The organism is Microvirga sp. CF3062, assembly GCF_036314045.1.
GTDB lineage: Bacteria > Pseudomonadota > Alphaproteobacteria > Rhizobiales > Beijerinckiaceae > Microvirga.
Genome location: NZ_JAYGGN010000001.1, coordinates 96,973 through 123,554, shown reverse-complemented (window position 1 = coordinate 123,554; position 26,582 = coordinate 96,973). Strand labels below are relative to the sequence as shown.

The window sequence follows — 26,582 nt, the reverse complement described above, 5'->3', positions numbered from 1 at the left end:
CCTCTGCTGACTTGCCACTGTCATTCCAGGCTCCGCTGCGCGGCCCCGGAATGACAGCACTGTGTATCAGAGCCACCGCTTCCAGCGAAAGAACAGATAGGGCAGCGCGGCGGCAAGGATCATCAGGGTGATAGCCCAGGCATAACCGAAGTCCCACTCGAGCTCGGGCATGAGCTTGAAGTTCATGCCGTAGAGCGACGAGACCAGGGTCGGCGGCAGGAAGATCACCGACATGACCGAGAAGATCTTGATGATGTCGTTCTGCTCGATGGTGACGAGGCCGAGCGTCGCATCGAGCAGGAACTGGATTTTGTTGGACAGGAACGTCGCATGCTCCTCGATGGATTGCACGTCGCGAAGCGCCGTGCGCCATTCCGCCTGGAAGCCCGCTGCCTTCTGCGGCCGCGGCATGCTGGCCGAGAGGAACAGCAGCATGCGTTCCACCGATACCATGCTCTCACGCACATTGGAGATGATGTCGCCCTTGCGCCCGATGGACTTCAAGGCCGCGCGATAGGATGCAGCGCGCTTGGCGCCCCGCCGCTCGTTCTCGAAGATCGCCTGCGACAGGCGGTCGATGCGCGAGCCGACAGTGCCGAGGATCTCGGCCGCGCGGTCGATGATGGTCTCGATGAGGCCGTCGAGCACAGCTTCCGGCTGATGCCTGCATCCGCCGGGCTTGCCAGCGCGGGCCATGAACATGCTGAAGGAGCGCGGCTCGCCGTAGCGCACAGTCACAAGGGCGCGCTCGGTGAGAATGAAAGATACGTCGATGAGCTGTGGCGTATCCGTCTCGGAACTGCACAGCACACGCACCGTCATGTAGCGCGCGTTGTTCTCGTGGTAGAGGATCTCGGACGGCTCGATATCGGCCATCTCCTCGCGGGTGGGGATCTCGATGTTGAGATGGGCCTCGACGAGTTTGTCCTCCTCGCGGGTGGGCTCGATCAGGTCGACCCACAGGGCATCGTCGGGAATGGGCGTTCCCGGCGGCAGGACGTAACGGTCGAGGGACTGACCGGTCGGTCCGGTTGCCTGCGCTGGCCTGTGGATCAAAATCATACGCGTTCTCGCCCCTTCATGACCACGCCTTCCCTCCCCCTTGTGGGGAGGGTCAGGGTGGGGGTGTGGGCGCTGAACTGGACCAGCATGGCGCCGACACCCCCTCCTCCAACTCCTCCCCACAAGGGGGAGGAGAGTCTGTTGGCGCTAGCATAACAATGGTTAGTGGACCTAACGCAAGGATGACAGAGGCGCCGTGTCGTCTGGCACAAAGAAGTCCGGCATCAGCCATTTGGACGGATCCACGCGGTACTTCTCGAAATCCGTCACCCCCTCGCCGTGCAGGAAAACATCGTCGATGAGGAAGTGACCCGAGAAGCTTTTCGACGGCTTCTGGAAGATCGCATGGGCCGCATCGGCCAGGATCTCAGGCGTGCGGCTGGCCTGCACGATCTCATCCCCGCCGAGTAGGTTCTTGACCGCACTCGTGGCAATCGTGGTGCGCGGCCAGAGGGCGTTGACGGCTATGCCCTTGGGCCGCAGTTCGCCGGCCAGTCCCAGCACGCAGATGCTCATGCCGTATTTCGCGAGAGAATACGCCACATGGGGCGCGAACCACTTCTCGCTCATGTCCAGCGGCGGCGAGAGCATGAGGATGTGCGGGTTCTCGGCCTTTTCCAGATGCGGAATGGCGTATTTCGACACCATGTAGGTGCCGCGCGTGTTGATCTGGTGCATCAGATCGAAGCGCTTCATGTCGGTGATCGAGGTGGGCGTGAGGCTGATGGCGCTGGCGTTGTTGACCACGATGTCGAGGCCGCCGAAGGTCTCGACCGTTTGTGCAATCGCGCCCTTCACCGCCTCCTCGTCGCGCACGTCGACCACCAGCGGCAGCGCCTTGCCGCCCGCCGCCTCGATTTCCTCCGCGGCCGTATAGATTGTGCCGGGAAGCTTGGGATGCGGCTCGGCGGTCTTGGCCGCGATGACCACGTTCGCGCCGTCCTTGGCCGCGCGCAGGCCGATGGCAAGGCCGATGCCCCGTGAGGCGCCGGTGATGAAGAGGGTTTTTCCGTTGAGGCTCATGGGATCAGCTCGCGAGTGCCAGGGTTGCGTCTTGCAGGAAGCCTGCACCGCTCATCACCGTTTCCTCAAGCCCCTTCGCGCCGACCGCGATGTTCTCGGCAAAGAAGCGGCAGAGCGCGATGCGGCCGGCATGGGCGGGGTCCGTATCGCCGCCGGCGGCCTGCGCGTTCGCCGCAAGCGCCATCTCGGCAAGCGCTGCCCCGCCTTGCGCGAGGGCAAAGAGCCGAAGATACGGTGTCGCGCCAGCAAGCGCTTCGCCCTGGGCGTTGGAGGAAAGCGATTGCAGCAGATGGCTCGTCGCCCGATCAAGGCTCTCGATGGCATCGCGCAGGCGCGGCGCGGTCGCGCCGAAAGCGGGCGTGCTCTCCTTGAGCAGCCGCGTAACCGTAGCCCGCATGGTGGCGATCTGTGCCCGCACCGTCTCGCCGCCGGCGAGCGGAAGCTTGCGGGTAACAAGATCGATGGCCTGGATGCCGTTGGTGCCCTCATAGATCGGCGCAATGCGCGCATCGCGGAAATGCTGCGCGGCGCCGGTCTCCTCGATGAACCCCATGCCGCCATGGACCTGCACGCCGATGGAGGACACCTCCACGCCGATATCGGTCGAGAAGGCTTTCGCCACCGGCGTCAGCAGCGAGGCGCGCTCATTCGCTTTCTTCCGGCGCGCCGGATCTTCTTCGAGATGTGCGCGGTCGATGGCTTCCGCCGTCATGTAGCAGATCGCCCGCGCAGCGGCCGTGAGCGCCTTCATGGTCAGCAGGTTACGCTGCACGTCCGGATGCACGGCAATCGGGCTCATGCCTTCAACCGCTCCGATGGCGCGGCCCTGCCTGCGCTCGTTGGCATATCCGAGCGCCTGCTGATAAGCGCGCTCGGCAATCGCCACGCCTTGCAGGCCCACTGCAAGGCGTGCGTTGTTCATCATCGTGAACATGCAGGCGAGGCCGCGATTTTCTTCACCGACAAGCCAGCCGACGGCGCCGCCATTATCGCCGAAGATCATGGTGCAGGTGGGCGAGGCATGGATGCCGAGCTTGTGCTCGATGGAGTGGCAGCGCACGTCGTTGCGTGTGCCGTCGGACAGAAACTTCGGCACGAGGAACAGCGAGATGCCGCGGGTGCCGGCGGGTGCGTCCGGCAGGCGCGCAAGCACGAGGTGGATGATGTTGTCGGTGAGATCGTGCTCGCCATAGGTGATGAAAATCTTCTGGCCCGTGACCCTGTAGGTGCCGTCACCCACCGGCTCGGCGCGCGAGCGCAGGGCCGCGAGATCGGAGCCCGCATGCGGCTCCGTCAGGTTCATGGTGGCGGTCCACTCGCCGGAGACGAGCTTTTCGAGATAGAGACTCCTGAGATATTCCGAGCCATGCTGCACCAGCGCCTCGATGGCCCCCATGGTGAGCACCGGGCCGATGCCGAATGCCATGGAGGCCGCGTTCCACATCTCGACGCAGGCGGAGTTCAGCAGGGTCGGCAGGCCCTGGCCGCCGTATTCCACCGGGCCGGGCAGCGCGTTCCATCCGGCCTCGGTCCAGCCCTTGTAGGCCTCCTTCCAGCCGGGCGCGGTGGTCACCGTGCCGTCCTTGAGGATGACGCCGTGCTTGTCGCCCTCCCGGTTGAGGGGCGCGATCACGTCATTGGCGAAGCGGCCCGCCTCGTCCAGAATGGTCTCGGCCAAGTCCACGGAGAGGTCGCCATAGAGGCCATCCGCCACGGCGCGGTCGAGGCCTGCCACATGCCGCATGGTAAAGATGATGTCGGGGACGGGCGCGCGGTAGGTCATGGGCGGTTCCTCTCAACACGATGGGCTTTTCATATTGACGCGTGTTCTCGCGCCGTTAAACCCGCCCGGCAAGGGGATTTTCCCCACGGGCAAGGAATAGTTTAGACGTGAACGATCTTGGGTCAATGCGCCAAACGGAGCGTCTGACGTCTGACGAGGCCGGCCTTGCCCGCGCGGCGGAGATTCTGCGGGGCGGCGGCCTCGTGGCCTTCCCGACGGAGACCGTCTATGGCCTAGGCGCCGACGCCACAGATGCGCAAGCGGTCGCCGGCATCTATGCGGCCAAGGAGCGCCCGAGCTTCAACCCGCTGATCTCCCACCTGGACAGTTTCGAATCCGCCAGAACGCAAGGAATGTTCGACGAGACGGCCCGCCGCCTGGCGGAGGCTTTCTGGCCCGGTCCGCTGACCCTTGTGGTGCCGGTAGCGCCCACCTGCACCATTTCCGACCTCGCCCGCGCCGGTCTCGACAGCGTGGGCCTGCGCGTGCCGGCCCATCCCTTCGCCCATGCGCTGCTGCAGAAGGCGGGCCGCCCGGTCGCCGCGCCGTCCGCCAACCGCTCGGGGCGCGTGAGCCCCACCGATGCGGACCATGTGCTGGGCGATCTCGATGGGCGGATCGACGCGGTGCTCGACGGCGGATCGTCCCAGGTTGGCGTGGAATCGACCATCGTGGCTTGCCTCGGCGGCGCGCCCCAGCTGCTGCGCCCAGGCGGCGTGCCGCGGGAGGCCATCGAGACGCTGATCGGCATGAAGCTTGAAGCCGGACAGGAAGGCGGCAAGAGCCCGCTGGCTCCCGGCATGCTCGCCTCCCATTATGCACCCCGCGCACGGGTGCGCCTGAATGCGGCGAGCATTGAGGCCGGTGAAGCCGTTCTGCTGTTCGGCCATGAAGCCCCGAAGGGCGCGAATGCAGCACGCATCACCCTGAACCTCAGCAAAAACGGCGACCTCGTGGAGGCCGCCGCTCATCTGTTTTCGTATCTGAGGCAGCTCGATTCCTCGGGCGCTGCCACCATCGCGGTGAGCCCGATCCCGGAGACGGGCCTGGGCGAGGCCATCAACGACCGCCTGAGGCGCGCCGCTGCGGAGCGGTAAGCCCGCTCCGCTCATCTCAAGTTTCTTACTTCGCTGCCAACTTCGCTGCGATCTGCGCCACGTGCCGGCCCTGGAAGCGGGCGCCGTCGAGGTCGATCTCGGTTGGCTGGCGCGAGCCGTCGCCGGCCGCGGTCGTGGAGGCGCCGTAGGGCGAGCCGCCGCGGATCTGGTCGACGCCCATCTGGCCCTGGAAGGAATAGGGCAGGCCCACAACCACCATGCCGTGATGCAGGAGCACCGGCAGCGTGGTAAGGATGGTGGCCTCCTGGCCGCCGTGCTGCGTGGCCGCGGAGGTGAAGACGGAGCCCACCTTGCCGATGAGCTTGCCTTGCGCCCAGAGACCGCCGGTCTGGTCGAGGAAGTTCTTCATCTGCGCCGTCATGGTGCCGTAGCGGGTCGGCGTGCCGAAGATGATGGCGTCGTATTCCGGCAGCTCCTCGACCGTAGCGATAGGCGCCTGCTGGTCGGTCTTGTAGTGGGCGGCTTGCGCGATCTCGGCCGGCACGAGCTCCGGCACGCGCTTCACAACAACCTCGGCGCCGGCTTCGCGGGCGCCCTCGGCTGCGGCATAGGCCATCTGCTCGATGTGCCCCCAGGACGAATAATACAGAACCAGAACCTTGGTCATGTGAACTCCGATGAGTTGGATTGGACGCAGGCTAGCCTTCTACCGAGCCTCTCTTCATGAAGGCCGGATGTGCGCTGCCCTGCTGTTGTTGGACATCCAAGAGGATAAGCTTTCTCCTCTGCAAAACCAGTGCTAGATATGCAGGGCCTCTCTTGCGTGAATGCAAACGATGTCCAAGCAGCAGCATCTCGAATGGGACGACTTCCGGCTCGTCAAGATCATCGCCGAAGCCAATGGGCTTGCCGGCGCGGCTGAGAAGTTAGGCGTCAATCACTCCACGGTCTTCCGACGGCTCGGCCAGATGGAGGAAAACCTCGGGGTCAAGCTCTTCGAGCGGCACCGGACCGGCTATGTGCTGACCACGGCCGGCGAGGAGATGACGGCGCTTGCCGAGCAGATGGAGGAGAACGTCACGGCGTTTACCCGCAAGCTCGCAGGCCAGGCCGTTGCGCCCGCTGGGGAGCTGCGGGTCACCACCAACGACACCCTGCTCGTCCATCTGCTGACGCCGATCTTCGCCCGCTTCATCACGGCCTGCCCGGAAATGCGGCTCGATGTGGTTCTCGCCAATCAGGCGCTCAACCTCTCGAAGCGCGATGCGGACGTGGCGATCCGCGCCACCGACTACCCGCCCGAGACGCTGGTCGGACGGCGCGTGGCCACCATCGCCTGGGCGATCTACGGCCGGAAGGTGGACTTCCCCGACGTCCGGGGACCGGAAGACGTGACCCTGGCCGATCTCTTCGCCCGGCACTGGGTCGCGCTCGGGGACAATCTGGCGACGCTCAAGGTCGCCCGCTTCGTGCGCGAACACGTGGCGCCGGAGAACCTCGTCTATAAGGTCAACACGGTGCTCGGCCTCGCCGAGGCGGTGGAGGCTGGAACCGGCATCGGGCCCCTGCCCTGCTTCATTGCGGATGCAAGCCCCAATCTCGTGCGGCTGTCGGACATCAATGCGGATTTCGCCGCGGGCCTGTGGCTCCTCACCCACCCGGACCTGCGCCAATCCGCCCGGGTGCGGGCCTTCATGGATTTCATGGCCGCCGAGATTACCAAGCAGAAGAAGCGGATCGAGGGCGGCGGGGCGAAAGCCGCTCTGCTCACCGAAGCGGGCTAGCTGTTGACGAGGACCCCCCTTCACGTCATCACCGGCCCTGTGCCGGTGATCCCGATCCGAAAAGCGCAGCGCTTCACATGATCGGGATGGCCGGGACAAGCCCGGCCATGACGGGCGAGCGTTGTCCGCACGAAGCCCTAGCCAATCTCCACCACCACCCGGCCCTTGATCCGCCCGGCCACGATCTCCCGGCCGGCCTCCAGCACCCCATCGAGCGGGATGGTCGAGGTCATGGCGGCGAGCTTGCCGTGATCAAGTTCGCGGGCGATCCGGTTCCAGGCCTCGAGCCGCAGCGCCTTGGGAGCCATCACCGAATCGACGCCGAGCAGGGACACGTTGCGCAGAATGAAGGGCGCGACGGTGGTGGGCAGATCCATCCCGCCGGCCAGCCCGCAGGCCGCGATGGCGCCGCCATACTTCGTCATGGACAGGACATTGGCGAGCGTCGTGGAGCCGACCGTGTCGATACCAACCGCCCAGCGCTCCTTGGCTAGCGGCTTTCCGGGCCCGGCGAGTTCGCTACGGTCAAGAATCTCAGCCGCTCCCAGGCCTTTCAGGTAATCGGCTTCCTCAGGTCGCCCCGTGGAGGCGATCACATGCCAGCCGGCTTGCGCCAGCAGCGCCACGGCCACCGAGCCCACGCCGCCGACGGCGCCCGTGACGATGGCGGGCCCGCTATCCGGGCGCAGGCCGTGCCGCTCCAGGGCCATCAGACAGAGCATCGCCGTGTAGCCGGCTGTGCCGACAGCCATGGCTTGCTGCGGTGAGAGTCCTTCAGGCAGCGGGATCAGCCAATCGCCCTTCACGCGCACCTTCTCGGCATAGGCGCCAAGATGCGTCTCGCCCAATCCCCAGCCGTTGAGGACGACCGCGTCGCCGGGTTTGAAATCGGGGTTCGAGGAGGCTTCCACAATGCCGGCGAGATCGACGCCGGGGATCATCGGGAAGCGCCGCACCACCGGGGCCTTGCCGGTGAGCGCGAGCCCGTCCTTGTAGTTCAGCGTCGAGTGCGACACCCGGACGGTCACATCGCCGTCCATGAGATCCGCCTCGTCGAACGCGCGGATCCCGACGCTCTGGCCAGCGTCAGACTTGTCGATGACCATAGCCTTGAATGCGCTCATGCCGATTCCTCCCCTGTCCATTTGTGGCGCGGGGAGGATGAGGACAAGCACGAACGATTCATCCCTTAGCAGGGAGGCGCCCTACTCCGCCGGCTGCAGCGCCGGCGCGCGATCGACCGGCTGCTCCTTGATCGGCAGGTTGATCAGGGCCGAGACAAGGCCGAGCAGGACGGAGAGCCACCAGACCATGCTGTAATTGCCGTTGATCTCGTAGAGCAGGCCGCCGAGCCATACGCCGAGGAAGCCACCGACCTGGTGCGAGAAGAACGCGAAGCCGTAGAGCATGGCCATGTAGCGGGTGCCGAACATCAGCATCACCAGGGATGACGTGGGCGGCACGGTGGAGAGCCAGAGCAACCCGATGGAGATGCCGAACAGGATCGACGTGACCGGCGTGGCCGGAACCAGGATGAAGGCTGCGATGGCCACCGAGCGGCCGAGATAGATCCAGGCCAGCAGCCAGCGCTTCGACATGCGTGTCGAGAGCCAGCCCGAGCCGAGGGAGCCGGCCGCGTTGGCAAGGCCGATGACGGCAAGCGTCCAGCCGCCGACCGCCGCCGAGAGGCCGGCATCCTTCAGGTAGGCCGGCAAGTGCACGGTGATGAAGGCAAGTTGGAAGCCGCAGGTGAAGAAGCCGAGCACCAGCAGCACATAGGAGCGATGCTTGAAAGCCTCCGACAGGGCCTGGGCAATCGACTGGTTCGGAGCCGCAGCCGGGCCGGACTGAGCCGCATCGCCGGTCGGCCGGGTTGCAAGAGCCAGCGCCAGAGGCATCACGATGAGCACGCTGGCGGCGAAGACCAGAAGGGCCTGTTGCCAGCCGAACTGCTCGATCAGCACATTGCCGATGGGAGGAAAGAGAAACTGGCCGAACGAGCCCGCCGCCGTGCCGGCCCCGAAGGCCATCGGGCGCCACTTCTCCGGCAGGATCTTGCCGAAGGCGCCAAGCACCAGGTTGAACGAGCAGCCGGAGAGGCCGAAGCCGATGAGCACGCCGGCGCCGATATGCAGGACGCCCGGCGTGGTCGCATAGGCCATCACCACGAGACCAAGCGCATAGAGTAGAGCACCCACGCAGAGCACCCGGAAGGCCCCGAACCGGTCCGCGACCGCGCCGGCGAAAGGCTGTCCGACGCCCCAGAGGAGATTCTGGATCGCGATGGCAAAGCCGAAGGTGTCCCGGCCCCAGCCGTATTCCGTGATCATCGGAAGCTGGAACAGCCCCGATGAGGCCCGGGGCCCGAACGTGATCAGGGCAATGAGGCAGCCGCAGACAACGACGATTTCCGGGGAGACGCGAGGGCGGGCGGGCGATGCGTGCATGGTCACGGCCTCAGGGCGCAAAACAAGAACGGCACCCTAGCCCAAGTCTCGCATCAGCAGAATTGAAAATTTGTCGCCTTTGGCATGACGAAACGTGATGGGTGGGGGAGTGGATTCCCCTCTCCCACTCTTTTGATGACCTTAGATCACGTAAAAGTCGCTGTGGGTCATCTTCAGGTTCTTCGACAGCGTGGCGATCTCGACCGCCTTATATTTCGTGCCTGATCCGTCGGCGTCGTAGGACAGCACGCCCTTCTTCTTGCTGTAGATGATATGGTCGTTCCTGTCCTTGGCCGTCTCCAGGGCAAAGTATGATTTGCTCAGCTTCGACGGCTGGGCCTCGCTGCCTTTGCGCCCCAGCTTGGTGAACACCGCGTTGTCGAGCCAGAAGGTGTCGTCCTTCACCTTGAAGTCGGCGATCTTGTCCTTGTTAGCCTTCGTGTTCGCCTTGGTGTCGAACACGAAGATGTCCCGGCCCGAGCTGCCTTTGAGCACATCGTTGCCGAGCCCGCCCCAGAGCCTGTCGTTGCCGCCAGCTCCATTGAAGGTGTCCTTGAAGCGCCCGCCCTTGAGCACGTCGGCACCGGCACTACCAATGAGGTTCTCGCTCGCCACATCCTCGACCGCTACCTCGAGCCACTGCTCGTAAGTGGCACCGAGCGCATCCCTCACCTGCACCTTGATCATGTGCGAGCGCGCCTGCTCGTAATCGAGCCGGAGGCCATCCTTAACCACGAGGGCACCAGAGGCCGAGAGCCCAAAGCGCCCACCGGCATCGTCGATAAGAGTGTAGGTATGGTTCCCATCAGTCACAAAGGCTTTAGTGGCGATCTGAACGGCCGATCCTATGTGCCCCTCCGCCACCGCTTGTGTTAACGAGAGGCCAGTCGGCGTGGTCGGTCCGACCTTCTGGCCATCTGCCGTAAAGCGCTGCTGGTAGATGTTCCATGAATGATCCAATTCTTCGGATTGCCATGTAACAATCCAGCCGCCATCCGGCAGTGCCGTGACTGACGAATATTCCTGCTCATACGTGGTGGTGGTGTTGACGAGGATTTCGCCGCCAATGGCCTGGCCAGCGGCATTGTAGCGCTGCTGGAAGACCCCGTCGCCAGATCCGTCCTGCCTTTGGGAAGTCCAAGTGACGACCCATCCTCCATCTGCCAGAGACGTTACTGACTGATCGGACTGGCCTTCAGAAGTTGTCGTGTTGACTCGAGCCTCCCCACCGATCTTTGATCCATTGAAGGAATATCGCTGCTGGTGAATGTCGCCTCCAGACTCCCAGATAGTAAGCCAGCCGCCATCTGGGAGTTCTGCCACAACGGAGTGGTCTTGTGTTCCAGCTGTGATTGTGTTGACTAATGTCTCATCACCCACAGCTTGTCCCTGCGCATTGTAGCGTTGCTGGTAGATGTCATCTTGAGACGTCCAAGTGACAATCCAGCCTCCGCCAGTCAGGGCCTCTGTAGATTGATCGTTCTGATCTCCAGCAGTGGTCTTATTGACCAGGATCTCACCATCGATCTTTCCGTTGATGCCATAGCGCTGCTGGTAGACATCAGTTTGACTAGAAATATTTTCTCTAGAAACCCAAGTTACAAGCCACTCTCCATTCGAGAGGGTCGTTAAACTAGCGCTATTCTGGCTATCAATGACAGTAGTATTAACGCGATCTTCGGCGCCAATCTTATTGCCATTAGCATCGTATCGTTGCTGAGACAGCCCTGTTTCGCTACCGTCGTTACTCATCCAAACGACAACAGTACTTCCATCCGACAACACTATGCTTCTGAAATGAGGAATGTAACCATCGGAATCGACAGTAATTCTTATCTCATCTCCTACTACCCCGCCCTTCGCATCATATCGCTGCTGGCAGAGCGTGAAATTGCTAGAGCTGTACAATTGCCATGTTACGACCCATCCCCCTGCAGCAAGATCAGTTACGATCGGGGCAGAATTATCACTGCCTAAACTTGTGCTGACCCGGGTCTGTCCTCGTATACCAATCGTGCTCATAGAAATTAATTACCTGTCAGTTTCAAATGATGAATTATGACATAACGTAACCAATAGCAAAAAGAAATGTTATAAAATCTTATTCACTCCGGGCAAGCGAAGCAGCCCTTTGCCACTAAACTATTGCCGGGAAAATAGACGCTATAGATGGTTAGGCTTGATCATCACCTGAATAAACGACCACCTAGACCACGAAGAAATCGTTGTGCGTCAGGGCAAGCCCCTTCTTGAGGCTGGCGATCTCTACCATCTTGTATTTGGATTGGGTGCCGTCGGCGTCGTAATAGAGCACACCTTTCTTGCTGTCGTAGATGATCCGGTCCTCCCAGTCCTTGGCCTTGGAGGCTTTGACGAACATGTCGGCCTTAAACTTCACCGGGTTGCCATAGGTGCCCTTGCCGAGCTTGGTGAACACCGCATTGTCGAGCCAGATTGTGTCCGACGTCACGCTGTAATCGGCAATCCTGTCCTTGTTGGTGTTCTTGTTCGGCTTTGTGTCGAAAACGAAGGTGTCGCGGCCTGCACCGCCGGTTAGGACGTCATTGCCGCCATTGCCTTTCAGCGTGTTGGCCGCGGCATTCCCGTAAAGCTTGTCGCTGGAGCGGCCGCCCGTGGCATTCTCGATCACCACGCCGTTCGCAATCGTGAAGCCGCCGGCGACACCCGCCTCGCGCGAGACGAAGCCTCCCGCGTTGGGATCGCCAGTTCTCAAGGTGGCAGCCCGCAGGTCGATCTGCACGCCAGCCGATGCATTCGTGGCTGCAATCGTGTCCGTTCCGCCCGCATCCCAGAGGCAGAACCATCCCTGTTCCTCGGCGAACAGGTTCCATGTCGGCAGGGTGTAGACATCCCTGCCCGCACCCGTCGCCATGTTCTGTCCATAGAGGGCCTGCAGGGCCGCGATGTCGAAGGCCCCGAGCCCTGCCTGATTGCCATAGGTCACGTCGTAGCCGGCTCGATCCCAGCCCGTGTTGTACGACATGATTGTCCAGACGCCCTGGTTCAGGCCGTAGGTGCCCGTCGAGGACGCATCCGTCACACCGGGGAAAGTCGTTCCACCCTCGTCCCCGCCATCATGCGGGTGCGCCAAACCCAGGCCATGCCCGAGTTCATGCAGCACGGTGTTGAGGCCGTCGCCCCCGAAATGCATATTGCTCCAGGAGGGTGTGGAGGGATCGAAATATCCCCAGGCCTGATCGCTGTTAGGTAACTCGTGGAGGCCAAGCGTGCCGTCGCCAATCGCTGTCTTCCACCAGACGATATCGGCCTTGGCTGCCGTATCGACGAGCTGGAACCTGAGGCCGCACACGCTCCCGTAGACAGCGGCAGCGTAGTCGAAGACGCCCATTTCCGCGAGGGTCCAGTCCTGCGCCTGAGCAGCACTGGTCAAGACCTCGCTTTCCCCATGGCGGGCACTGGCTGCGGCGAAGTCGCCGCTTTGGCCGAAATAGACCTTGATCGGCTCGACGCTCGTGTTCCAGGCCGTTCCGCCCCAGATCAGGGAATCCACAAAGACATTCCCATAGCCGGCGCCCGGCACAGCGTTTCGAATCGTCGCCATCATTCCCTCGTCTCGAGACCTCGCATCTCAAGCTTCTACTACTCTATTACGTTACTCCTAGTGCCGAAACGCACAGGCGAGGGAGTTTCTCAAGTCTGTCCCGGCTTGAGCTTGTAGAAGATGTGGCGGCCGATCACGTCCATTTTTTTCAAGCGGCGCGACCACGAGGGACGAACGTAGTTCGCATGGTAGTGGGTCGCGCCACCGACATCGGCCAGATAGGTTCTGCCTTCGAGCACGGCGCTCGCCACCCTGGTCGCCCGCTCCCAGGATTCGCTGTCGCGGATGCGCAGGGACTTGCCCTCGCAGGCGAAGGTGAACTGGCAGGCGAGATGGCGGTGGCGGTTCTGGTAAACCACGCCGCAGATGGACGAGGGATAAAGCCCACTCTTCACGCGGTTCAGGATCACCTGGGCGACTGCCGCCTGCCCTTCCACAGGCTCACTGCGAGCCTCGAAATAGACGGCCTCGGCCAGGCAGCGCTGCTCCTTGTTCAGGTTGTCCGGGTCGATCAGGTCAGCATAGCGCGGGCGGTCGGGATCATCGCTCTTCGGCAGGATCGTCATATCGCCACGGTCGAGACGCGGCGACTGCAGCGACACGGGGGCGGCGGCGATCTCCATGGGCGTTGCATCCATAGGTGCCGGCGTTGCCGAGGACAGGGTGACGGCTCGCTTCACCATCGGCGTGGTCGGGCTGGCCGAGGCGCCGGTTGAACCTGCCGCTGCGGCAGCCGGAGACTGCACCGAGATGGCCTGCTGGGTCGTGGTGTATTCCGGCGCCTGCCAGGGCTCGAAGGCCTGTTCCATGTCGAATTCTTCGAGTTGCCCTTCCATGAGAACGGTGGGCGGCAGGAGATCTTCGTCCTGGCTATAGATTAAACGGGCGCTGCCAGCCTGGTTGAGCACCGAGCGCAGTTGCTTGGCCCGCCGGGAAAGCGTCGCGTGCGGCGGGACCAGCGGATTGCCCTTCATCGATCGGTCGATGATCGCGTCAGTGCCCGCATCGGCCTTCCGGTCGGCCTTCAGGGGCTCGGAATCACTCATTTCACTCGGCAGGTCGTAACGCGGCAGGGAACGGAGGATGTCGCGCTCGACCCCGAGCCTGCTCCCGGCCATCGACGCGCCGGTCGGCGGCACGAGGGCGGTATCGATCAGGCGGGCGGTGGCGCTGCGAGGGGCGAAGCTCACGCCGGAATGGAGATCGTTGCTGGCGGATGCCGTGAACGAGATCAGCAGACCGGTCGCCAGCGCCCAGGGGGCCGTGGTGGCGCAGATCCATTTCACCCGAGACCGACGATACGGAAGACGCACGCGCAACACCCTGCAAAAAACTCGACACAATCCGGAGCATCCAGCAGGAGGGCTCCGATGTCTTAAAGTTATCGCGGGTTAAGGTTGATGGGTGGTTAAGACTGGCCCCGCCTATTGGGCCGGGCCTGCGGCAGCCTGACGCTTCTCGGCCAAGCGCCGCAGCGCATTCGCGGTTCCCGCATCGGCCGGGAAGAAGGCCTCGATGGCGAGCTCCGACAGGGTCACGTCCACCGGCGTGCCGAAGATCGTGGTGGTGCTGAAGAGCGTCAGCACGCCCCCCTCCGTGGTGAGCTGCAGGGGCACGACGATGCCGGCATAGTCATGGCCCGCCTTGAGAGCGCGTGCAGCCGCATCGGGCGTCGGATAGGAGCGCAGCTCTGCGATCAGGGCGGCGAGCGTTGCGTCGCCCGTCGCATCGACCTGCCGGTGCAGGCGATGGACGAGATGGTTGCGCCACTCGGTGAAGTTCACGATGCGGCGCGCGAGCCCCGCCGGATGAACGCTCAGGCGCAGCACGTTCACCGGCGGCTTCATCAGGGCCGGATCCACATCGCCGATAAGCGAGACAAGCGCATCGTTGGCCGAGACGAGCGACCAGTGCCGGTCGACGGCGAGCGCCGGATAAGGATCGTGCCCTCTCAGGACGAGATCGACCGCCTGGCGCATGCTCGCCAGCGCGGGATCGTCGAGGGAACGCTCCGAATAGATCGGCGCAAAGCCTGCCGACACCAGCATGATATTGCGCTCGCGCAGGGGCATGTCGAGCTTTTCCGCGAGCAGCAGCACCATCTCGCGGCTCGGCTGCGAGCGGCCCGTCTCGAGGAAGCTCAGGTGCCGCGTGGAAATCTCGGCCTCAAGCGCCAGGTCCATCTGGCTCATGCGCCGGCGCTGGCGCCATTCACGAAGATAATCGCCCACAGGCGTGGGGCTGTTCACAGGTTGGGTGTTCACGGTTCTCATGAGAGGACCATAGCGCGAGGTACGCCGGTGTTCCATGACCTCGGAGGTAATCGACGACCCTCCCTCCCGGCGCAATCCTGCATTCACGGTTGATGCCTTCAGCCGGTGAACAACAGGAGACAGCCATGATGAATATCCACTCCTCCCCGCTTCTTCGCCAAGCTCTCGTGGCCGATGCCGCCACCAGCGCCGCCTTCGGCCTGCTGATGCTGATCGGAGCCGGACCGTTGAGCGGCATTCTCGGGCTGCCGGAGACGCTGCTGCGCATCGCAGGCCTAGTGCTCCTGCCCTATGCGGGCTTCATCGGCTGGCTCGGTGTGCGCGAGACAATCAGCAAGCCCGTCGCCTGGGCCGTGGTGCTGGGCAACGCTCTCTGGGTGGCCGACAGCGTCCTGCTCCTGATGAGCGGCTGGGTTGCGCCGACAAGCGCCGGCTATGCCTTCGTGATCGGGCAAGCACTGGTGGTGCTGATGTATGCGGAGTTTCAATATGTGGGGCTGCGCCGGTCAGCGGAAGCCGTTGCGTGAAGTGTCAAGCCAGTTGTGCCCCGTCATGCCCGGCCTCGTGCCGGGCATCCACGCCTTCAATCACCCTCACTGTCCTTCCGGGGCGGCCAAGGGCCGAGCCCGGAATCCATAACCGCTAACATTGCAAGAAGAGGCGAGATGCTGTCCGTCCCGTCCTGAGCTGTCGTAGTTATGGATTCCGGGCTCCGCTGCGCGCCCCCGGAATGACAGCTTGAGACTGGTATGTTGTGCGAGGGGATCAGCCCCTCGCATCCCGCCCGTTGAACGGGACCGGCGTGATGTCCGACAGCTCCACCGTCTCCAGGCAGCGCACGTTGATGGCTGCCGTCGCCTCGCCGGTCGGCTGTTTGCCTTCTCCGAAGGTGGCCGCGCCGCAGGTGGAGCAGAAGCGGTGCTGGATCGTGTGCGTGTTGAACGTGTAGGTGGCGAGGTCCTCCTCGCCGCGGATTACGTTCAGCGCGCTGCGCGGCACGAAGGTCAGAAGGTAGCCCTTGCGCTGGCAGATGGAGCAGTTGCACTCGATCACCTGCGCGAGATCCGTCTCGACCTCGTACGCAACCTTGCCGCAATGGCACGAACCCTTGTGAAGCGTCATCCCAAACCCCCGTTTTTTGTCAGGCCGCGTATGCCACCATCGCCGTGACGATGAGGCCGGCACCGAGAACGGCAATGAACCGGTCGCTCATGGTGAGCGGCTCCGCCCTGCCCTGCGCGGCCATCTGGCCGATGATCATATCGAGCACCAGGGACACGGCGAAAGGCCATGCGGCCGGCGGCACGATCAGCTCCTGCAGATGCGGCCGTGGCGCCACGATGAGGCCGATCACGATGCCGGAGACCAGCACTGCGATGATGTAAAGCAGGCGCCCGCGCGACAGGGACATCGGCATCATGCCTGGCTCGCGGCTTTGCTGCCGAGCGCCGCCTGCGCGGCCGCAAGGCGCGCGATCGGCACGCGGTAAGGCGAGCAGGACACGTAGTCGAGACCCGTCGCTTCGCAGAAGTGGATCGAGGCCGGATCGCCGCCGTGCTCGCCGCAGATTCCGAGCTTGATGTCGGGCCTCGTCTTCTTCCCACGCTCCACCGCGATCCTGACCAGTTCGCCCACACCTTCCTGATCGATCGTGACAAACGGATCGGCCGGCAGCAGGCCCTTCTGCGTATAGGGACCGAGGAACGAGGCCGCGTCGTCGCGTGAGATGCCGAGCGTGGTCTGCGTCAGATCGTTGGTGCCGAAGGAAAAGAACTCCGCCGATTTCGCGATGTCGCCGGCGAGCAGGGCCGCGCGCGGCAGCTCGATCATCGTGCCGACCTGATACTCGATGGTAACGCCGCTTTCCGCCTTCACGGCTTCCGCCATGGCAACGATGCGCTCCTTCACCCAATCGAGCTCCGGTTTCGTCATCACGAGCGGCACCATGATCTCGGGAACCACAGGCTGTCCCGTCGTCTTTCCGGCCTCAACCGCCGCCTCGAAGATGGCGCGCGCCTGCATCTCGGCGATTTCAGGATAGGCCACCGCCAGACGGCAGCCGCGGAAGCCAAGCATCGGGTTGAACTCGTGCAGTTCGCGGGCGCGGTGTCTCAGCTTCTCGACAGAGGCATTCATGGCTTTCGCCACCTCCTGCATCTCTTCTTCCGAGTGCGGCAGGAACTCGTGCAGCGGCGGATCGAGCAGGCGGATCGTGACGGGCAGCCCGCTCATGATCGAGAACAGCTCGGCAAAGTCCTTGCGCTGCATCGGCAGCAGCTTGGACAAGGCCGCGCGGCGACCGGCCTCGTCGTCGGAGAGGATCATCTCGCGCACCGCCACGATGCGGTCGCCCTCGAAGAACATGTGCTCCGTGCGGCAAAGACCAATGCCTTCCGCCCCGAAGCTGCGCGCGGTCTTGGCATCGAGGGGCGTCTCCGCATTGGCGCGCACCTTCATGCGGCGCACCTTGTCGGCCCAGCCCATGAGGGTGGCGAACTCGCCCGAGAGTTCCGGCTGCAGCATCTCGACCTGGCCCAGCAGCACCTGACCGTTCGAGCCGTCGATGGTGATGATCTCGCCCTTCTTCAGCGTCTGTCCTGCCACCGTGAGCGTCTGAGTTGCGTAATCCACGCGGATCTGGCCCGCGCCCGAAACGCAGGGTTTGCCCATGCCGCGCGCGACCACCGCCGCGTGCGAGGTCATGCCGCCTCGGGTGGTGAGAATGCCCTCCGCCGCATGCATGCCGTGAATGTCCTCAGGCGAGGTCTCGACACGCACGAGGATGACCTTGTGGCCCGCCTTCTTGGCCGCTTCCGCATCGTCGGAGTTGAACACGATCGCGCCGGAGGCAGCACCCGGAGAAGCCGGCAGGCCTGTGCCCAGGATCTTGCGCTCGGCTTTGGGGTCGATAGTGGGGTGCAGCAGTTGGTCGAGGGCCGCCGGCTCCACGCGGGTGATCGCCTCTTCCTGCGTGATCAGGCCCTCAGACGCCAGCTCCACGGCGATGCGCAAGGCCGCTTTCGCCGTGCGCTTGCCGTTGCGGGTCTGGAGCATCCAGAGCTTGCCGGTCTCGACCGTGAATTCCATGTCCTGCATGTCACGGTAGTGCCTCTCGAGAATGCCGTAGATGCGCACCAGCTCGTTGTAGGCGTCGGGCATCGCCCGCTCCATGGAGGGCTTGTCGGATCCGGACGCGACGCGCGCCTTCTCGGTGATGTCCTGCGGGGTGCGGATGCCCGCCACCACGTCCTCGCCCTGGGCATTGATGAGGAACTCGCCATAGAGCTCGCTCTCGCCGGTCGACGGGTTGCGGGTGAAGGCAACGCCCGTGGCGGAGGTTTCGCCCATGTTGCCGAACACCATGGCCTGCACGTTCACCGCCGTGCCCCAGCTCGCCGGAATGGCGTGCAGCTCGCGGTACTTGATGGCGCGGTTGTTCATCCAGGAGCCGAACACGGCCCCGATGGCGCCCCAGAGCTGCTCCTGCGGCTCCTGCGGGAAAGGCTTATCCAGCTCCTTCTCGACCAGCGCCTTGTAGCGCGGGAGAATGGTCTTCCAGTCCTGGGCGGTCATGTCCGTGTCGAGCGTGTAGCCCTTGCGGTCCTTGAACTCGTCGAGGATCTCCTCGAAGTGATGATGCTCGATATCCAGCACCACGTTGGAATACATGGTGATGAAGCGCCGGTATGAGTCATAGGCGAAGCGCTCGTCGCCCGCGCCCTTGGCCAGCGCCTCGACGGTCACGTCGTTGAGGCCGAGATTGAGCACCGTGTCCATCATGCCGGGCATGGAGGCCCGGGCGCCGGAGCGGACGGAGACCAGAAGCGGGTTCTCGGCATCGCCGAAGGTGCGGCCCGTGAGCTTGCCGACATAATCCAGGGCCTTTGCGACCTGGGTTTTCAGCTCCTCAGGATAGGCGCGGCCATGGTCGTAGTAGTAGGTGCAGACTTCCGTCGTGATGGTGAAGCCCGGAGGCACCGGCAGGCCCAGATTGGACATTTCGGCGAGATTCGCCCCCTTGCCGCCCAGCAGGTTCTTCATCCCCGCCTGGCCCTCGGCCTTACCGTCCCCGAAGGTATAGACCCACTGCGTCATCACTCGATCCCTTGGCTTAAGAAACGCCCTGCTGCCGCGCAGGTGTTGGCTTGAAACATGTGGAGCCCAAACGCAAGCTGAACAGCCACGGTTCCGGGAAATTTCAGAAGGGTAGCTCTTTGGGTAGCCTGAAGCTCTGCCCCTCCCCGTTATCCCCGGGCGTGTTCCGGGGACCGCCATAACCAAGAGAGCAAACAAAAATGGCCGGGACATGCCCGGCCATCGTGATCTTTCATGAACTCGGGCTCAGACGCGATACCGCCCGTTGCGCTTCACGTAGACCGTGGTGCCCACCGGGACGCGCTCGTAGAGGTCGGCGACGTCCTCGTTGAGCATGCGCACGCAGCCGGAGGAGACCTGATCGCCGATGCTCCAGGGCTCGTTGGTGCCGTGGATGCGGAACAGGGTGTCGGCGCCGTTCTGGTGCAGGTAGAGGGCGCGGGCGCCGAGCGGGTTGTTGAGGCCTGCTTCCATGTAGCGCGGCAGGTCCGGCTTGATGCCGACCATGGTCTTGGTGGGCGACCATGCGGGCCAGACGCCCTTGCGGCCGACCGAGGCGACTCCCCGCCAGGAGAAGCCCTGCTTGCCGACGCCGACGCCGTAGCGGATCGCCTTGCCCTCGGGCTGGACCAGATAGAGCATGCGCTCGTCAATATCGACCACGATGGAGCCCGGCTTCTCCGAACCCTTGTACTCCACCGTCTGGCGGGCGTATTTCGCGTCCATCTTGCGGCGGTCGACCAGCGGGATGTTGTGCGGCTGATCCGGGATCGAGCCGACATACCAGTTGTCGTCGTCCATTGTGGCAACGGGCTGCTGGGCGGTCTGGCAGGCAGCCAGGGGCACGCTCAGGAGAGCGGCAATCAGGAGGCGTCGAATCATGATCGGTCTTCTGAGTTGAAACGGTTGCCGCCTACCTAGAGCCCCGAGGCCGCCTTGGCTGTGCCCCTCAGGCAACACCTTAACCTGAATTAACCTGTGAGGGCTGCCCCATGCGCGTGGCGCAACCCTCACCGTTTGCCGGGTCTTGATTACCCCTCGATCCGGGAGAAGTCCGCCACCGTGCGGGTCGCCTCGCGGATGCTGTTGAGGAGCCGCAGGCGGTTGGCCCGGAGTGCGGGATCCTCCGCGTTGACGGTCACCTTGTCGAAAAAGGCGTCCACGGGCTGGCGCAGGCGGGACAGGGCCCGCATGGCGCCTTCGAAATCCTCAGCCTCGACGGCAGCGGCCGCCTCGTCCTTGGCCTTGGCCAGAACCACGGCCAGCGCCTTTTCCTCGATCTGCCCTTGGTCGTTCACGATCTGGAGATCGGGCGCCTCGTTGTAAGCCCGCCCGTCCTTCTTCTCCTCGATGCGCAGGATGTTGGCCGCGCGGCGATAGCCCGCGAGCAGATTCCGGCCGTCTTCCGTGTCGAGGAAGCGACCGAGTGCTTCCACGCGGCGGACGATCATGAGCAGGTCGTCCTGACCTTCGAGCGCAAACACGGCGTCGATGAGATCGTGACGCGCGCCCTGATCGCGGAGATAGACCTTCAGGCGGTCGGCGAAGAAGGAGAGGAGATCCTTCTGAAATGTCTTCACCGAACCCTTGAGAGCTAAAAACTCGTCAGCTGAAACCAAAGCACCTGAGAGCTCTAGCTCCACACCATTTGGACCAATAACTTTCTTCGGCGCACCTTGAACAAACGCATCCATTGCTTTGCTCGAAAGCTGATTCAGCAATTCTCCTGATTGGAAGAAGAAACTTTCCATTAAGCCGAAGCGCACTTCGTTCTCCAGCACCAACCGGATCACACCCAGTGCCGCACGGCGCAGCGCGTAAGGATCCTTCGAGCCTGTGGGCTTCTCGTCGATAGCCCAGAAGCCAACGAGCGTGTCGATCTTGTCGGCCAGCGCCACTGCTACTGAGACCGGATCGGTCGGCACGCGGTCGGATGGGCCGAGCGGCTTGTAGTGCTCCTCGATGGCGGCTGCGACGGACGCGTGCTCGCCCTGCAGTGTCGCATAATAGCGGCCCATGAGGCCCTGCAGCTCGGGGAATTCGCCCACCATCTCGGTGACGAGATCGGCCTTGGCGAGACGCGCGGCGCGCTCCGCAAGTTCAGGATCGGCGCCGACGATGGGAGCCAGCTCTTTGCTGAGCGCTGCGATGCGCTCCACGCGCTCGTATTGCGTGCCGAGCTTCTCGTGGAACACGATTGCTTTCAGCTTCTCCAGCCGGTCTTCCAGCTTCACCTGCTGGTCGGTCTTCCAGAAGAAGTTGGCGTCGGAGAGGCGCGCGCGCACCACGCGCTCGTTGCCGCCGACAATCGTCTTGCCGCCGTCGCTGGCAATCAGGTTTGAGGTGAGCAGGAACTTGTTGGCGAGCTTGCCGGTGTTCGGATCGCGCAGCACGAAGCATTTCTGGTTGGCGCGGATCGTGGTGCGGATCACCTCAGGCGGGATATCAAGAAACGCTTCATCGAAGGAACCCATGAGCACCACGGGCCATTCTACAAGGCCGGCCACTTCTTCCAGCAGTCCCTCGTCCTCAATGAGTTCGAGGCCTTGCACGAAGGCAAGGTCCTTTGCGTCGTGCAGGATCATGTCCTTGCGGCGGTCGGTGTCGATCACGACCTTGGCGCGCTCCAGCGCCGGCGCGTAATCGTCGAAGCGCTTCACGCGGATCTCGTCCGGCGCGAGGAAGCGATGGCCCTTCGTGACGTCGCCCGATCCGATGCCGTCGACATCGAAGCGCACCACCTCCGGATCCTCAGTCTCGGGGCCGAAGGTGCAGACGATGGAATGGAGCGGACGCACCCAGCGCAACGAGCCGGGCTCGCGGGAGGCAGCACCCCAGCGCATGGATTTCGGCCAGGGGAAATTCTTGACGATGCCGGGCAGGATCTCCGCCAGAACGTCCGGCGTCGAGCGGCCGGGCTTTTCGATGACGGCGACGTAGAACTCGCCCTTCTTCGGATCGCTCTCGATCTTCGCCTGCTCAATGGACGAAAGCCCCGCCCCTTTCAGGAAGCCCTGGATCGCCGCATCGGGCGAGCCGACGCGCGGCCCTTTGCGCTCCTCGCGCACGTCCTGCCCCTTCACGGGCAGGCCCGCGACGTGCAACGCCAGCCGCCGCGGCGTCGCGAAGGCCTTGGCGCCCTCATAGAGGAAGCCGCGCTCCACGAGCGCATCGGTGACAAGCTTCTTCAGATCCTCCGCCGCACGGCGCTGCATGCGGGCCGGAATTTCTTCGGAAAAGAGTTCGAGGAGGAGATCGGGCATGGCGGGTGCGTCCATCACCCTCCCCTTGAGGGGGAGGGTCGGCCGTCAGGCCGGGGTGGGGTGGGAAGCGCGGCGGCTTCGGATTGAGGCGAGCCATACAAGGCCGCGTAAATGGTGTCGAGAACGCCGTTCATGTTCTCGGAGAGTTCGGTGTTCCAGAAGCGGACGACGCGGTAGCTTTCATTTTCGAGCCAACGTGTCCGGGCCTCGTCTTTCGCGGCGATGTCATCCTGCGCGTGGTGGCCGCCGTCGAGTTCGATCAGCAGGCGCACCTTCAGGCAGGCGAAGTCCGCCACATAGGGGCCGATGGGGACCTGGCGGCGGAAATGGGTGCCGTAGACGGGAATCCGCTTCAGGGCGCGCCAGAGGGCCTGCTCCGCATCGGTTGCATTCCGGCGAAGCGCGCGAGATCGAGAGGTGCCGATTTTGCGGGTGGAAGGCATCTGAAATTCGATCCGAGTTCCCATTTTCTCACAGGAAGCACCGCCCTGGCCCTCCTCCCCCTTGTGGGGAGGAGTTGGAGGTGGGGGTGTGAGTGCCAGACTGGTCCAATTTAGCGCCGGCACCCCCACCCCTAGCCCCTCCCCACAAGGGGGAGGGGAATAGTCGCGAGAAGCCGTCATTCTCTCAGGCCGCCACGCCTCCGCCCTCGGTCTTCAGCCATGCCGCGCCGCAGGCTTTCGCCAGTTCGCGGACGCGCAGGATGTAGCTTTGGCGCTCGGTGACGGAGATCACGCCGCGGGCGTCGAGCAGGTTGAACATGTGGCTTGCCTTGATGCACTGGTCATAGGCCGGCAGCGCCATCAGGTGGCGCTGGTCGTTGGCATCAGGCTTCGGCTCTCCGGCGTCCAGATACTTGCGGCAGGCGGCTTCCGCGTCGCGGAAGTGCCGGAACAGCATCTCGGTGTCGGCATGCTCGAAGTTGTGGCGGGAGTATTCCTGCTCGGCCTGCAGAAAGACATCGCCGTAGGTGACCTTCTCGACGCCCTCGAGGCCGTTGAAGTTGAGGTCGTACATGGACTCGACGCCCTGCAGATACATGGCGAGGCGCTCGAGCCCGTAGGTGAGTTCGCCCGCCACCGGCGAGCACTCGAAGCCCGCCACCTGCTGGAAGTAGGTGAACTGTGACACTTCCATGCCATCGCACCAGCACTCCCAGCCGAGACCCCAGGCGCCGAGCGTCGGGCTCTCCCAATCGTCCTCCACGAAGCGGATGTCATGGAGCGAGGTGTCGATGCCGATGGCCTTGAGCGAGCCGAGATAAAGCTCCTGCAGGTTCGGCGGGTTCGGCTTCAGGATCACCTGGAACTGGTAATAGTGCTGGGCCCGGTTCGGGTTCTCGCCATAGCGACCATCCTTTGGGCGCCGGGAGGGCTGCACATAGGCTGCGCGCCACGATTTGGGGCCGAGAGCCCGCAAGGTGGTGGCCGGGTGGAAGGTGCCGGCGCCCATCTCCATGTCGTAGGGCTGGAGGATCACGCAGCCCTGTCCGGCCCAGTAGCGCTGGAGCGTAAGAATCAGGCCCTGGAAAGAGCGCGCAGGGTTCATATGCGCGGGTTCGCTCGTCATATCGGCGTCCGGTTTTATCCAAAAATTTCAGGCGAACCCTTGGGATGATGGGCTGTCTAAGTCAAGCGCTGCCCTTTGATCCCCCTCCCCCTTGTGGGGAGGGGCTAGGGGTGGGGGTGTGAGCGCTGAACTGGACCAGCGTGGCGCCGGCACCCCCACCTCCAACTCCTCCCCACAAGGGGGAGGAGGGCTCGGTTGCACTACTCTCATCCAACGATTCCGGGCTCGGCCTCCGGCCGCCCCGGAATGACAGTGGAAAATGCTACAACCCCAATCGCGCCCAGGCGGCCCTCTCCTCCAGGGCGCCGACGATCTCGCCCGGATCGAAGAGGCTGATGTCGCCGACCGCGCGGCGGCCGAGCAGGCGAGCCAGAAGCGGCCGGCGGGCGGGCTCAATCATGCGGAACCGCACCTTGTCGCCGAAGCGCTGGCGCAGGACGGAACGGATATCGCCGAGCCCGTCGACGAGGCCGAGATCGACCGCCTCGGCCCCGACCCAGAAGGCTCCCGAAAAGAGATCGTCGTAGGAATCGTTGAGCTTTTCGCCCCGGCGGGAGCGGACGAGATCGACGAAGACGTCGTGGATCTTGAGCTGGAGACCCTTCAGGCGGATCACATCGTCCGGGTTCTCGGGGCGGAACGGGTCGAGCATGGCCTTGCTCTTGCCGGCGGTGTGCACACGCCGCTCGATGCCGATGCGCTCGATCAGCTCGTGGAACCCGAAGCTCGCGGAGACCACCCCGATGGAGCCCACGATGGAAGCCGGATCGGCATAGATCTCGTCCGCTGCGCAGGCGATCATGTAGCCGCCGGAGGCCGCCGCATCCTCCACAAAGGCGATAACGGGGATCTTCTTTTCCTCGGCAAAGGCACGGATACGCTTGAAGATCAGATGGGATTGCGCCGCCGACCCTCCTGGCGAGTTGATCACGAGGGCCACGGCCTTTGCTCCCGGCACGGAGAAGGCCCGCTCCAGGAGCGGCGCCACGCTCGACATGGCGAGCCCTGAGCGCAGGGGCATCACGGCCCCGATGGGGCCGGACAGGCGTACCACCGGCACGACGGGGCTGGACGAGGTGCGGTACTTGGCCGGGAGGAGGAATTGCAGGCGTGCGGGAAGCATGGAGAGGAGGGATGTTTGAGCCATAGCGTCTATGTAGGGTGCACGGCCCGGCTTCCCAAGATGAACATCCCGTTAGGGAATTCGTCGGCCTCCATTCAGCTACGATGAGCTAAACCCTCACCATGGAAAAGTGCCCTGCCCTTGTGTTGGCAGAGGTGAGGAGAAAAACAATGCGTAAGCTGATGTTCGGCCTTCTTGGCCTTGCGACCCTCGGGCTCGGTGCCCTCTCGGCGCAACCGGTCGAGGCCCAGCCCTACTATCGGGACTACGGTTACGGCTATCGTCCCGTTGTTGAGCGCCGCTATGTCCGTCCGCGCCCGCGTCCGGTGATCAGCGTCCAGGTCGGCAACCCCTACCGGGCATACCGTCCCTATCGGGCTTATCGGCCTGCGCTGATCTATCGCCCGGTACGCACGGTTCGCCGCTGCTGGGTCGAGCGCCGGAGGGTTTGGACCAATTACGGGTGGGTCCGCCGTCCGGTGCAAGTCTGCCGCACGGCTCGCAGACCCGGTCGCTGGTAAATCGATGAAGGGCGCCGAAAGGCGCCCTTTCTCATAGGAGAGTGGCTTCGCCCCGATGCAGCGCCTCGGCTTCAGGGGTGAAGCGTCCATCGGGGCCGTTCAGGATTACGGGCGGCAGGATAACCAGAGGAGCCCGGCTGCCCTTGACACCGGAGAGCAGGCAGCGGATCGCAGGCTTGTCGGCAGAGGGATGCACGAAGCGAAGCTCCATCCCTCCAAGCCACTTCCCCAGGATTTCCAGGCACTCGGCTGTCCGGTCGGCCCGGTGGATCAGCACCAGGCGTCCCTTAGGTCTGAGCAACCCCGTGCAGGCCTTGAGCCAAGCCTCCAGGCCGCCCGCCGGCAGGGCATGGGCCGCAGCCCGGCCTCGGTCCGGCGAGATGCGGGCCTGCCCCTCTTCCAGGAAGGGCGGATTGGTCAGGACGAGGTCTGCGCTCTCTAACGTCAGGCCGGAGGCTTGGCGTGAGCCCCTGTCAAGCACATCGGCTACCACGATCTGTGCCTTAACATCATTGTCCCGGCAGTTCCGGCGGCAGAGATCGGCAAGGTCGGGATCCTGCTCCACGAAGACGAGGCGCGCATCCCTCTCCCGGGCAGCCACCATGAGCCCGACCGCCCCAGTGGCGGCGCCCACGTCCACCACCACGTCGCCGGGCTTCACGGGAGCGGAGGCGGCGAGCAGCACCGCATCAGTGCCGGCGCGATGGCCCCTGGCCGGTTGCGCCAGATGCACACGCCCGCCGAGCAGTAAATCCTGCGTGATTTCAATCATGCCGCAGCTCGGCTCCGAGACCCGCATCGACAATGAGGCGGCGGGCCTGTGCCGCGTGATCCCCAGGCACCAGGATCCGGCGCGGGAAGGCGCCGATCATGCCCTCCAGGGCGCTCATGTGGTTATCCGCCACCAGAACCGGGATGTTGGCGTTTTCCAATAAGGACTGTAGGAAGCCGACCAGAACGAGATCGCTGCTTCGGACGATTTCGACCATCGGCCTGAG

At 63.8% G+C, this 26,582-nt stretch carries 24 protein-coding genes; 4 read left to right on the top strand and 20 right to left on the bottom strand.

Going from position 1 to position 26,582, the window contains the following annotated elements:
- Nucleotides 1-66: 66 nt before the first annotated feature.
- From VB618_RS00640 to VB618_RS00630, 3 genes are all read right to left on the bottom strand, one after another.
- Nucleotides 67-1,062: a magnesium transporter CorA family protein gene (locus tag VB618_RS00640; RefSeq protein WP_329794554.1), complete on the bottom strand. Its 996-nt coding sequence runs from the start codon at nucleotides 1,060-1,062 to the stop codon at nucleotides 67-69.
- A 171-nt stretch (nucleotides 1,063-1,233) separates the two neighbouring features.
- Nucleotides 1,234-2,085, bottom strand: coding sequence for an SDR family oxidoreductase (locus VB618_RS00635; RefSeq protein ID WP_329794553.1), 852 nt, complete (start codon nucleotides 2,083-2,085; stop codon nucleotides 1,234-1,236).
- A 4-nt stretch (nucleotides 2,086-2,089) separates the two neighbouring features.
- Nucleotides 2,090-3,868 (bottom strand): acyl-CoA dehydrogenase, encoded by a 1,779-nt coding sequence (locus VB618_RS00630; RefSeq protein WP_329794552.1) that lies wholly within the window; start codon nucleotides 3,866-3,868, stop codon nucleotides 2,090-2,092.
- Between the two features lie 107 nt (nucleotides 3,869-3,975).
- Between VB618_RS00630 and VB618_RS00625 the strand changes: the two genes are divergently transcribed.
- Nucleotides 3,976-4,965 (top strand): L-threonylcarbamoyladenylate synthase, encoded by a 990-nt coding sequence (locus VB618_RS00625; protein ID WP_442931605.1) that lies wholly within the window; start codon nucleotides 3,976-3,978, stop codon nucleotides 4,963-4,965.
- A 25-nt stretch (nucleotides 4,966-4,990) separates the two neighbouring features.
- Here VB618_RS00625 and wrbA read toward each other — a convergent pair whose 3' ends face one another.
- Nucleotides 4,991-5,593 carry an NAD(P)H:quinone oxidoreductase gene (gene wrbA, locus VB618_RS00620; RefSeq protein ID WP_329794551.1) on the bottom strand — a complete coding sequence of 201 codons (603 nt, stop codon included), beginning with the start codon at nucleotides 5,591-5,593 and terminating at the stop codon, nucleotides 4,991-4,993.
- A gap of 169 nt (nucleotides 5,594-5,762) precedes the next feature.
- Between wrbA and VB618_RS00615 the strand changes: the two genes are divergently transcribed.
- On the top strand, nucleotides 5,763-6,710 hold the full coding sequence (locus VB618_RS00615) for a LysR family transcriptional regulator (protein ID WP_329794550.1): 948 nt from the start codon (nucleotides 5,763-5,765) through the stop codon (nucleotides 6,708-6,710).
- 137 nt (nucleotides 6,711-6,847) lie between these two features.
- On the opposite strand, the gene acuI is transcribed toward VB618_RS00615, so the two are convergent.
- From acuI to VB618_RS00585, 6 genes are all read right to left on the bottom strand, one after another.
- A complete protein-coding gene (gene acuI, locus VB618_RS00610; protein WP_329794549.1) occupies nucleotides 6,848-7,834 on the bottom strand; it encodes an acrylyl-CoA reductase (NADPH) in 987 nt (328 codons plus the stop codon).
- Between the two features lie 81 nt (nucleotides 7,835-7,915).
- On the bottom strand, nucleotides 7,916-9,157 hold the full coding sequence (locus VB618_RS00605) for an MFS transporter (protein WP_329794548.1): 1,242 nt from the start codon (nucleotides 9,155-9,157) through the stop codon (nucleotides 7,916-7,918).
- A 141-nt stretch (nucleotides 9,158-9,298) separates the two neighbouring features.
- Nucleotides 9,299-11,179 (bottom strand): hypothetical protein, encoded by a 1,881-nt coding sequence (locus VB618_RS00600; RefSeq protein WP_329794547.1) that lies wholly within the window; start codon nucleotides 11,177-11,179, stop codon nucleotides 9,299-9,301.
- Between the two features lie 184 nt (nucleotides 11,180-11,363).
- A complete protein-coding gene (locus VB618_RS00595; RefSeq protein WP_329794545.1) occupies nucleotides 11,364-12,740 on the bottom strand; it encodes a M10 family metallopeptidase C-terminal domain-containing protein in 1,377 nt (458 codons plus the stop codon).
- Between the two features lie 89 nt (nucleotides 12,741-12,829).
- Nucleotides 12,830-14,053, bottom strand: coding sequence for a cell wall hydrolase (locus VB618_RS00590; RefSeq protein WP_329794544.1), 1,224 nt, complete (start codon nucleotides 14,051-14,053; stop codon nucleotides 12,830-12,832).
- A gap of 111 nt (nucleotides 14,054-14,164) precedes the next feature.
- Entirely contained in the window at nucleotides 14,165-15,004 is an 840-nt protein-coding gene (locus VB618_RS00585; protein WP_442931604.1) for a helix-turn-helix domain-containing protein, read from the bottom strand.
- 134 nt (nucleotides 15,005-15,138) lie between these two features.
- On the opposite strand from VB618_RS00585, the gene VB618_RS00580 reads away from it, so the two are divergent.
- Entirely contained in the window at nucleotides 15,139-15,540 is a 402-nt protein-coding gene (locus tag VB618_RS00580; protein ID WP_329794542.1) for a hypothetical protein, read from the top strand.
- A gap of 238 nt (nucleotides 15,541-15,778) precedes the next feature.
- Here the strand turns inward: VB618_RS00580 and VB618_RS00575 are convergent, their stop codons facing one another.
- The 8 genes from VB618_RS00575 to VB618_RS00540 all read right to left on the bottom strand — a co-directional run bounded on the left by VB618_RS00575 (nucleotide 15,779) and on the right by VB618_RS00540 (nucleotide 25,087).
- Nucleotides 15,779-16,135 (bottom strand): GFA family protein, encoded by a 357-nt coding sequence (locus VB618_RS00575; protein WP_329794541.1) that lies wholly within the window; start codon nucleotides 16,133-16,135, stop codon nucleotides 15,779-15,781.
- Nucleotides 16,136-16,154: 19 nt separating this feature from the next.
- Nucleotides 16,155-16,433 (bottom strand): hypothetical protein, encoded by a 279-nt coding sequence (locus VB618_RS00570; protein ID WP_329794540.1) that lies wholly within the window; start codon nucleotides 16,431-16,433, stop codon nucleotides 16,155-16,157.
- The gene (gene ppdK, locus VB618_RS00565) at nucleotides 16,430-19,108 is read right to left on the bottom strand and encodes a pyruvate, phosphate dikinase (protein ID WP_329794539.1); all 2,679 of its coding nucleotides are present in this window, start codon (nucleotides 19,106-19,108) and stop codon (nucleotides 16,430-16,432) included. The genes VB618_RS00570 and ppdK overlap by 4 nt, the downstream gene beginning before the upstream one ends.
- 246 nt (nucleotides 19,109-19,354) lie before the next feature.
- Nucleotides 19,355-19,990: a L,D-transpeptidase gene (locus VB618_RS00560; RefSeq protein WP_329794538.1), complete on the bottom strand. Its 636-nt coding sequence runs from the start codon at nucleotides 19,988-19,990 to the stop codon at nucleotides 19,355-19,357.
- 149 nt (nucleotides 19,991-20,139) lie between these two features.
- Complete coding sequence (gene glyS, locus VB618_RS00555) at nucleotides 20,140-22,371, bottom strand: glycine--tRNA ligase subunit beta (RefSeq protein ID WP_329795100.1); 2,232 nt, start codon at nucleotides 22,369-22,371, stop codon at nucleotides 20,140-20,142.
- Between the two features lie 14 nt (nucleotides 22,372-22,385).
- Nucleotides 22,386-22,814: an endonuclease domain-containing protein gene (locus tag VB618_RS00550; protein WP_329794537.1), complete on the bottom strand. Its 429-nt coding sequence runs from the start codon at nucleotides 22,812-22,814 to the stop codon at nucleotides 22,386-22,388.
- A 184-nt stretch (nucleotides 22,815-22,998) separates the two neighbouring features.
- Nucleotides 22,999-23,940 (bottom strand): glycine--tRNA ligase subunit alpha, encoded by a 942-nt coding sequence (locus VB618_RS00545; protein WP_329794536.1) that lies wholly within the window; start codon nucleotides 23,938-23,940, stop codon nucleotides 22,999-23,001.
- A 262-nt stretch (nucleotides 23,941-24,202) separates the two neighbouring features.
- Nucleotides 24,203-25,087, bottom strand: a complete 885-nt coding sequence (locus VB618_RS00540; RefSeq protein WP_329794535.1) for a S49 family peptidase — start codon at nucleotides 25,085-25,087, stop codon at nucleotides 24,203-24,205.
- A 146-nt stretch (nucleotides 25,088-25,233) separates the two neighbouring features.
- Between VB618_RS00540 and VB618_RS00535 the strand changes: the two genes are divergently transcribed.
- Entirely contained in the window at nucleotides 25,234-25,584 is a 351-nt protein-coding gene (locus VB618_RS00535) for a hypothetical protein (RefSeq protein WP_329794534.1), read from the top strand.
- Between the two features lie 31 nt (nucleotides 25,585-25,615).
- Here the strand turns inward: VB618_RS00535 and VB618_RS00530 are convergent, their stop codons facing one another.
- Entirely contained in the window at nucleotides 25,616-26,356 is a 741-nt protein-coding gene (locus VB618_RS00530) for a tRNA1(Val) (adenine(37)-N6)-methyltransferase (RefSeq protein ID WP_329794533.1), read from the bottom strand.
- Nucleotides 26,349-26,573 (bottom strand): putative signal transducing protein, encoded by a 225-nt coding sequence (locus VB618_RS00525; RefSeq protein ID WP_190844942.1) that lies wholly within the window; start codon nucleotides 26,571-26,573, stop codon nucleotides 26,349-26,351. Before VB618_RS00525 ends, VB618_RS00530 begins: the two co-directional genes overlap by 8 nt.
- Nucleotides 26,574-26,582 lie beyond the last annotated feature (9 nt).

Excerpts from the sequence above, each read along its gene's own strand:
- VB618_RS00640 (WP_329794554.1), bottom strand. The coding sequence starts at position 1,062 with ATGATTTTGATCCACAGGCCAGCGCAGGCAACCGGACCGACCGGTCAG.
- VB618_RS00635 (WP_329794553.1), bottom strand. The coding sequence starts at position 2,085 with ATGAGCCTCAACGGAAAAACCCTCTTCATCACCGGCGCCTCACGGGGC.
- VB618_RS00630 (WP_329794552.1), bottom strand. The coding sequence starts at position 3,868 with ATGACCTACCGCGCGCCCGTCCCCGACATCATCTTTACCATGCGGCAT.
- wrbA (WP_329794551.1), bottom strand. The coding sequence starts at position 5,593 with ATGACCAAGGTTCTGGTTCTGTATTATTCGTCCTGGGGGCACATCGAG.
- VB618_RS00615 (WP_329794550.1), top strand. The coding sequence starts at position 5,763 with ATGTCCAAGCAGCAGCATCTCGAATGGGACGACTTCCGGCTCGTCAAG.
- acuI (WP_329794549.1), bottom strand. The coding sequence starts at position 7,834 with ATGAGCGCATTCAAGGCTATGGTCATCGACAAGTCTGACGCTGGCCAG.
- VB618_RS00605 (WP_329794548.1), bottom strand. The coding sequence starts at position 9,157 with ATGCACGCATCGCCCGCCCGCCCTCGCGTCTCCCCGGAAATCGTCGTT.
- VB618_RS00600 (WP_329794547.1), bottom strand. The coding sequence starts at position 11,179 with ATGAGCACGATTGGTATACGAGGACAGACCCGGGTCAGCACAAGTTTA.
- VB618_RS00595 (WP_329794545.1), bottom strand. The coding sequence starts at position 12,740 with ATGGCGACGATTCGAAACGCTGTGCCGGGCGCCGGCTATGGGAATGTC.
- VB618_RS00580 (WP_329794542.1), top strand. The coding sequence starts at position 15,139 with ATGATGAATATCCACTCCTCCCCGCTTCTTCGCCAAGCTCTCGTGGCC.
- VB618_RS00575 (WP_329794541.1), bottom strand. The coding sequence starts at position 16,135 with ATGACGCTTCACAAGGGTTCGTGCCATTGCGGCAAGGTTGCGTACGAG.
- VB618_RS00570 (WP_329794540.1), bottom strand. The coding sequence starts at position 16,433 with ATGATGCCGATGTCCCTGTCGCGCGGGCGCCTGCTTTACATCATCGCA.
- ppdK (WP_329794539.1), bottom strand. The coding sequence starts at position 19,108 with ATGACGCAGTGGGTCTATACCTTCGGGGACGGTAAGGCCGAGGGCCAG.
- VB618_RS00560 (WP_329794538.1), bottom strand. The coding sequence starts at position 19,990 with ATGATTCGACGCCTCCTGATTGCCGCTCTCCTGAGCGTGCCCCTGGCT.
- glyS (WP_329795100.1), bottom strand. The coding sequence starts at position 22,371 with ATGCCCGATCTCCTCCTCGAACTCTTTTCCGAAGAAATTCCGGCCCGC.
- VB618_RS00550 (WP_329794537.1), bottom strand. The coding sequence starts at position 22,814 with ATGCCTTCCACCCGCAAAATCGGCACCTCTCGATCTCGCGCGCTTCGC.
- VB618_RS00545 (WP_329794536.1), bottom strand. The coding sequence starts at position 23,940 with ATGACGAGCGAACCCGCGCATATGAACCCTGCGCGCTCTTTCCAGGGC.
- VB618_RS00540 (WP_329794535.1), bottom strand. The coding sequence starts at position 25,087 with ATGGCTCAAACATCCCTCCTCTCCATGCTTCCCGCACGCCTGCAATTC.
- VB618_RS00535 (WP_329794534.1), top strand. The coding sequence starts at position 25,234 with ATGCGTAAGCTGATGTTCGGCCTTCTTGGCCTTGCGACCCTCGGGCTC.
- VB618_RS00530 (WP_329794533.1), bottom strand. The coding sequence starts at position 26,356 with ATGATTGAAATCACGCAGGATTTACTGCTCGGCGGGCGTGTGCATCTG.
- VB618_RS00525 (WP_190844942.1), bottom strand. The coding sequence starts at position 26,573 with ATGGTCGAAATCGTCCGAAGCAGCGATCTCGTTCTGGTCGGCTTCCTA.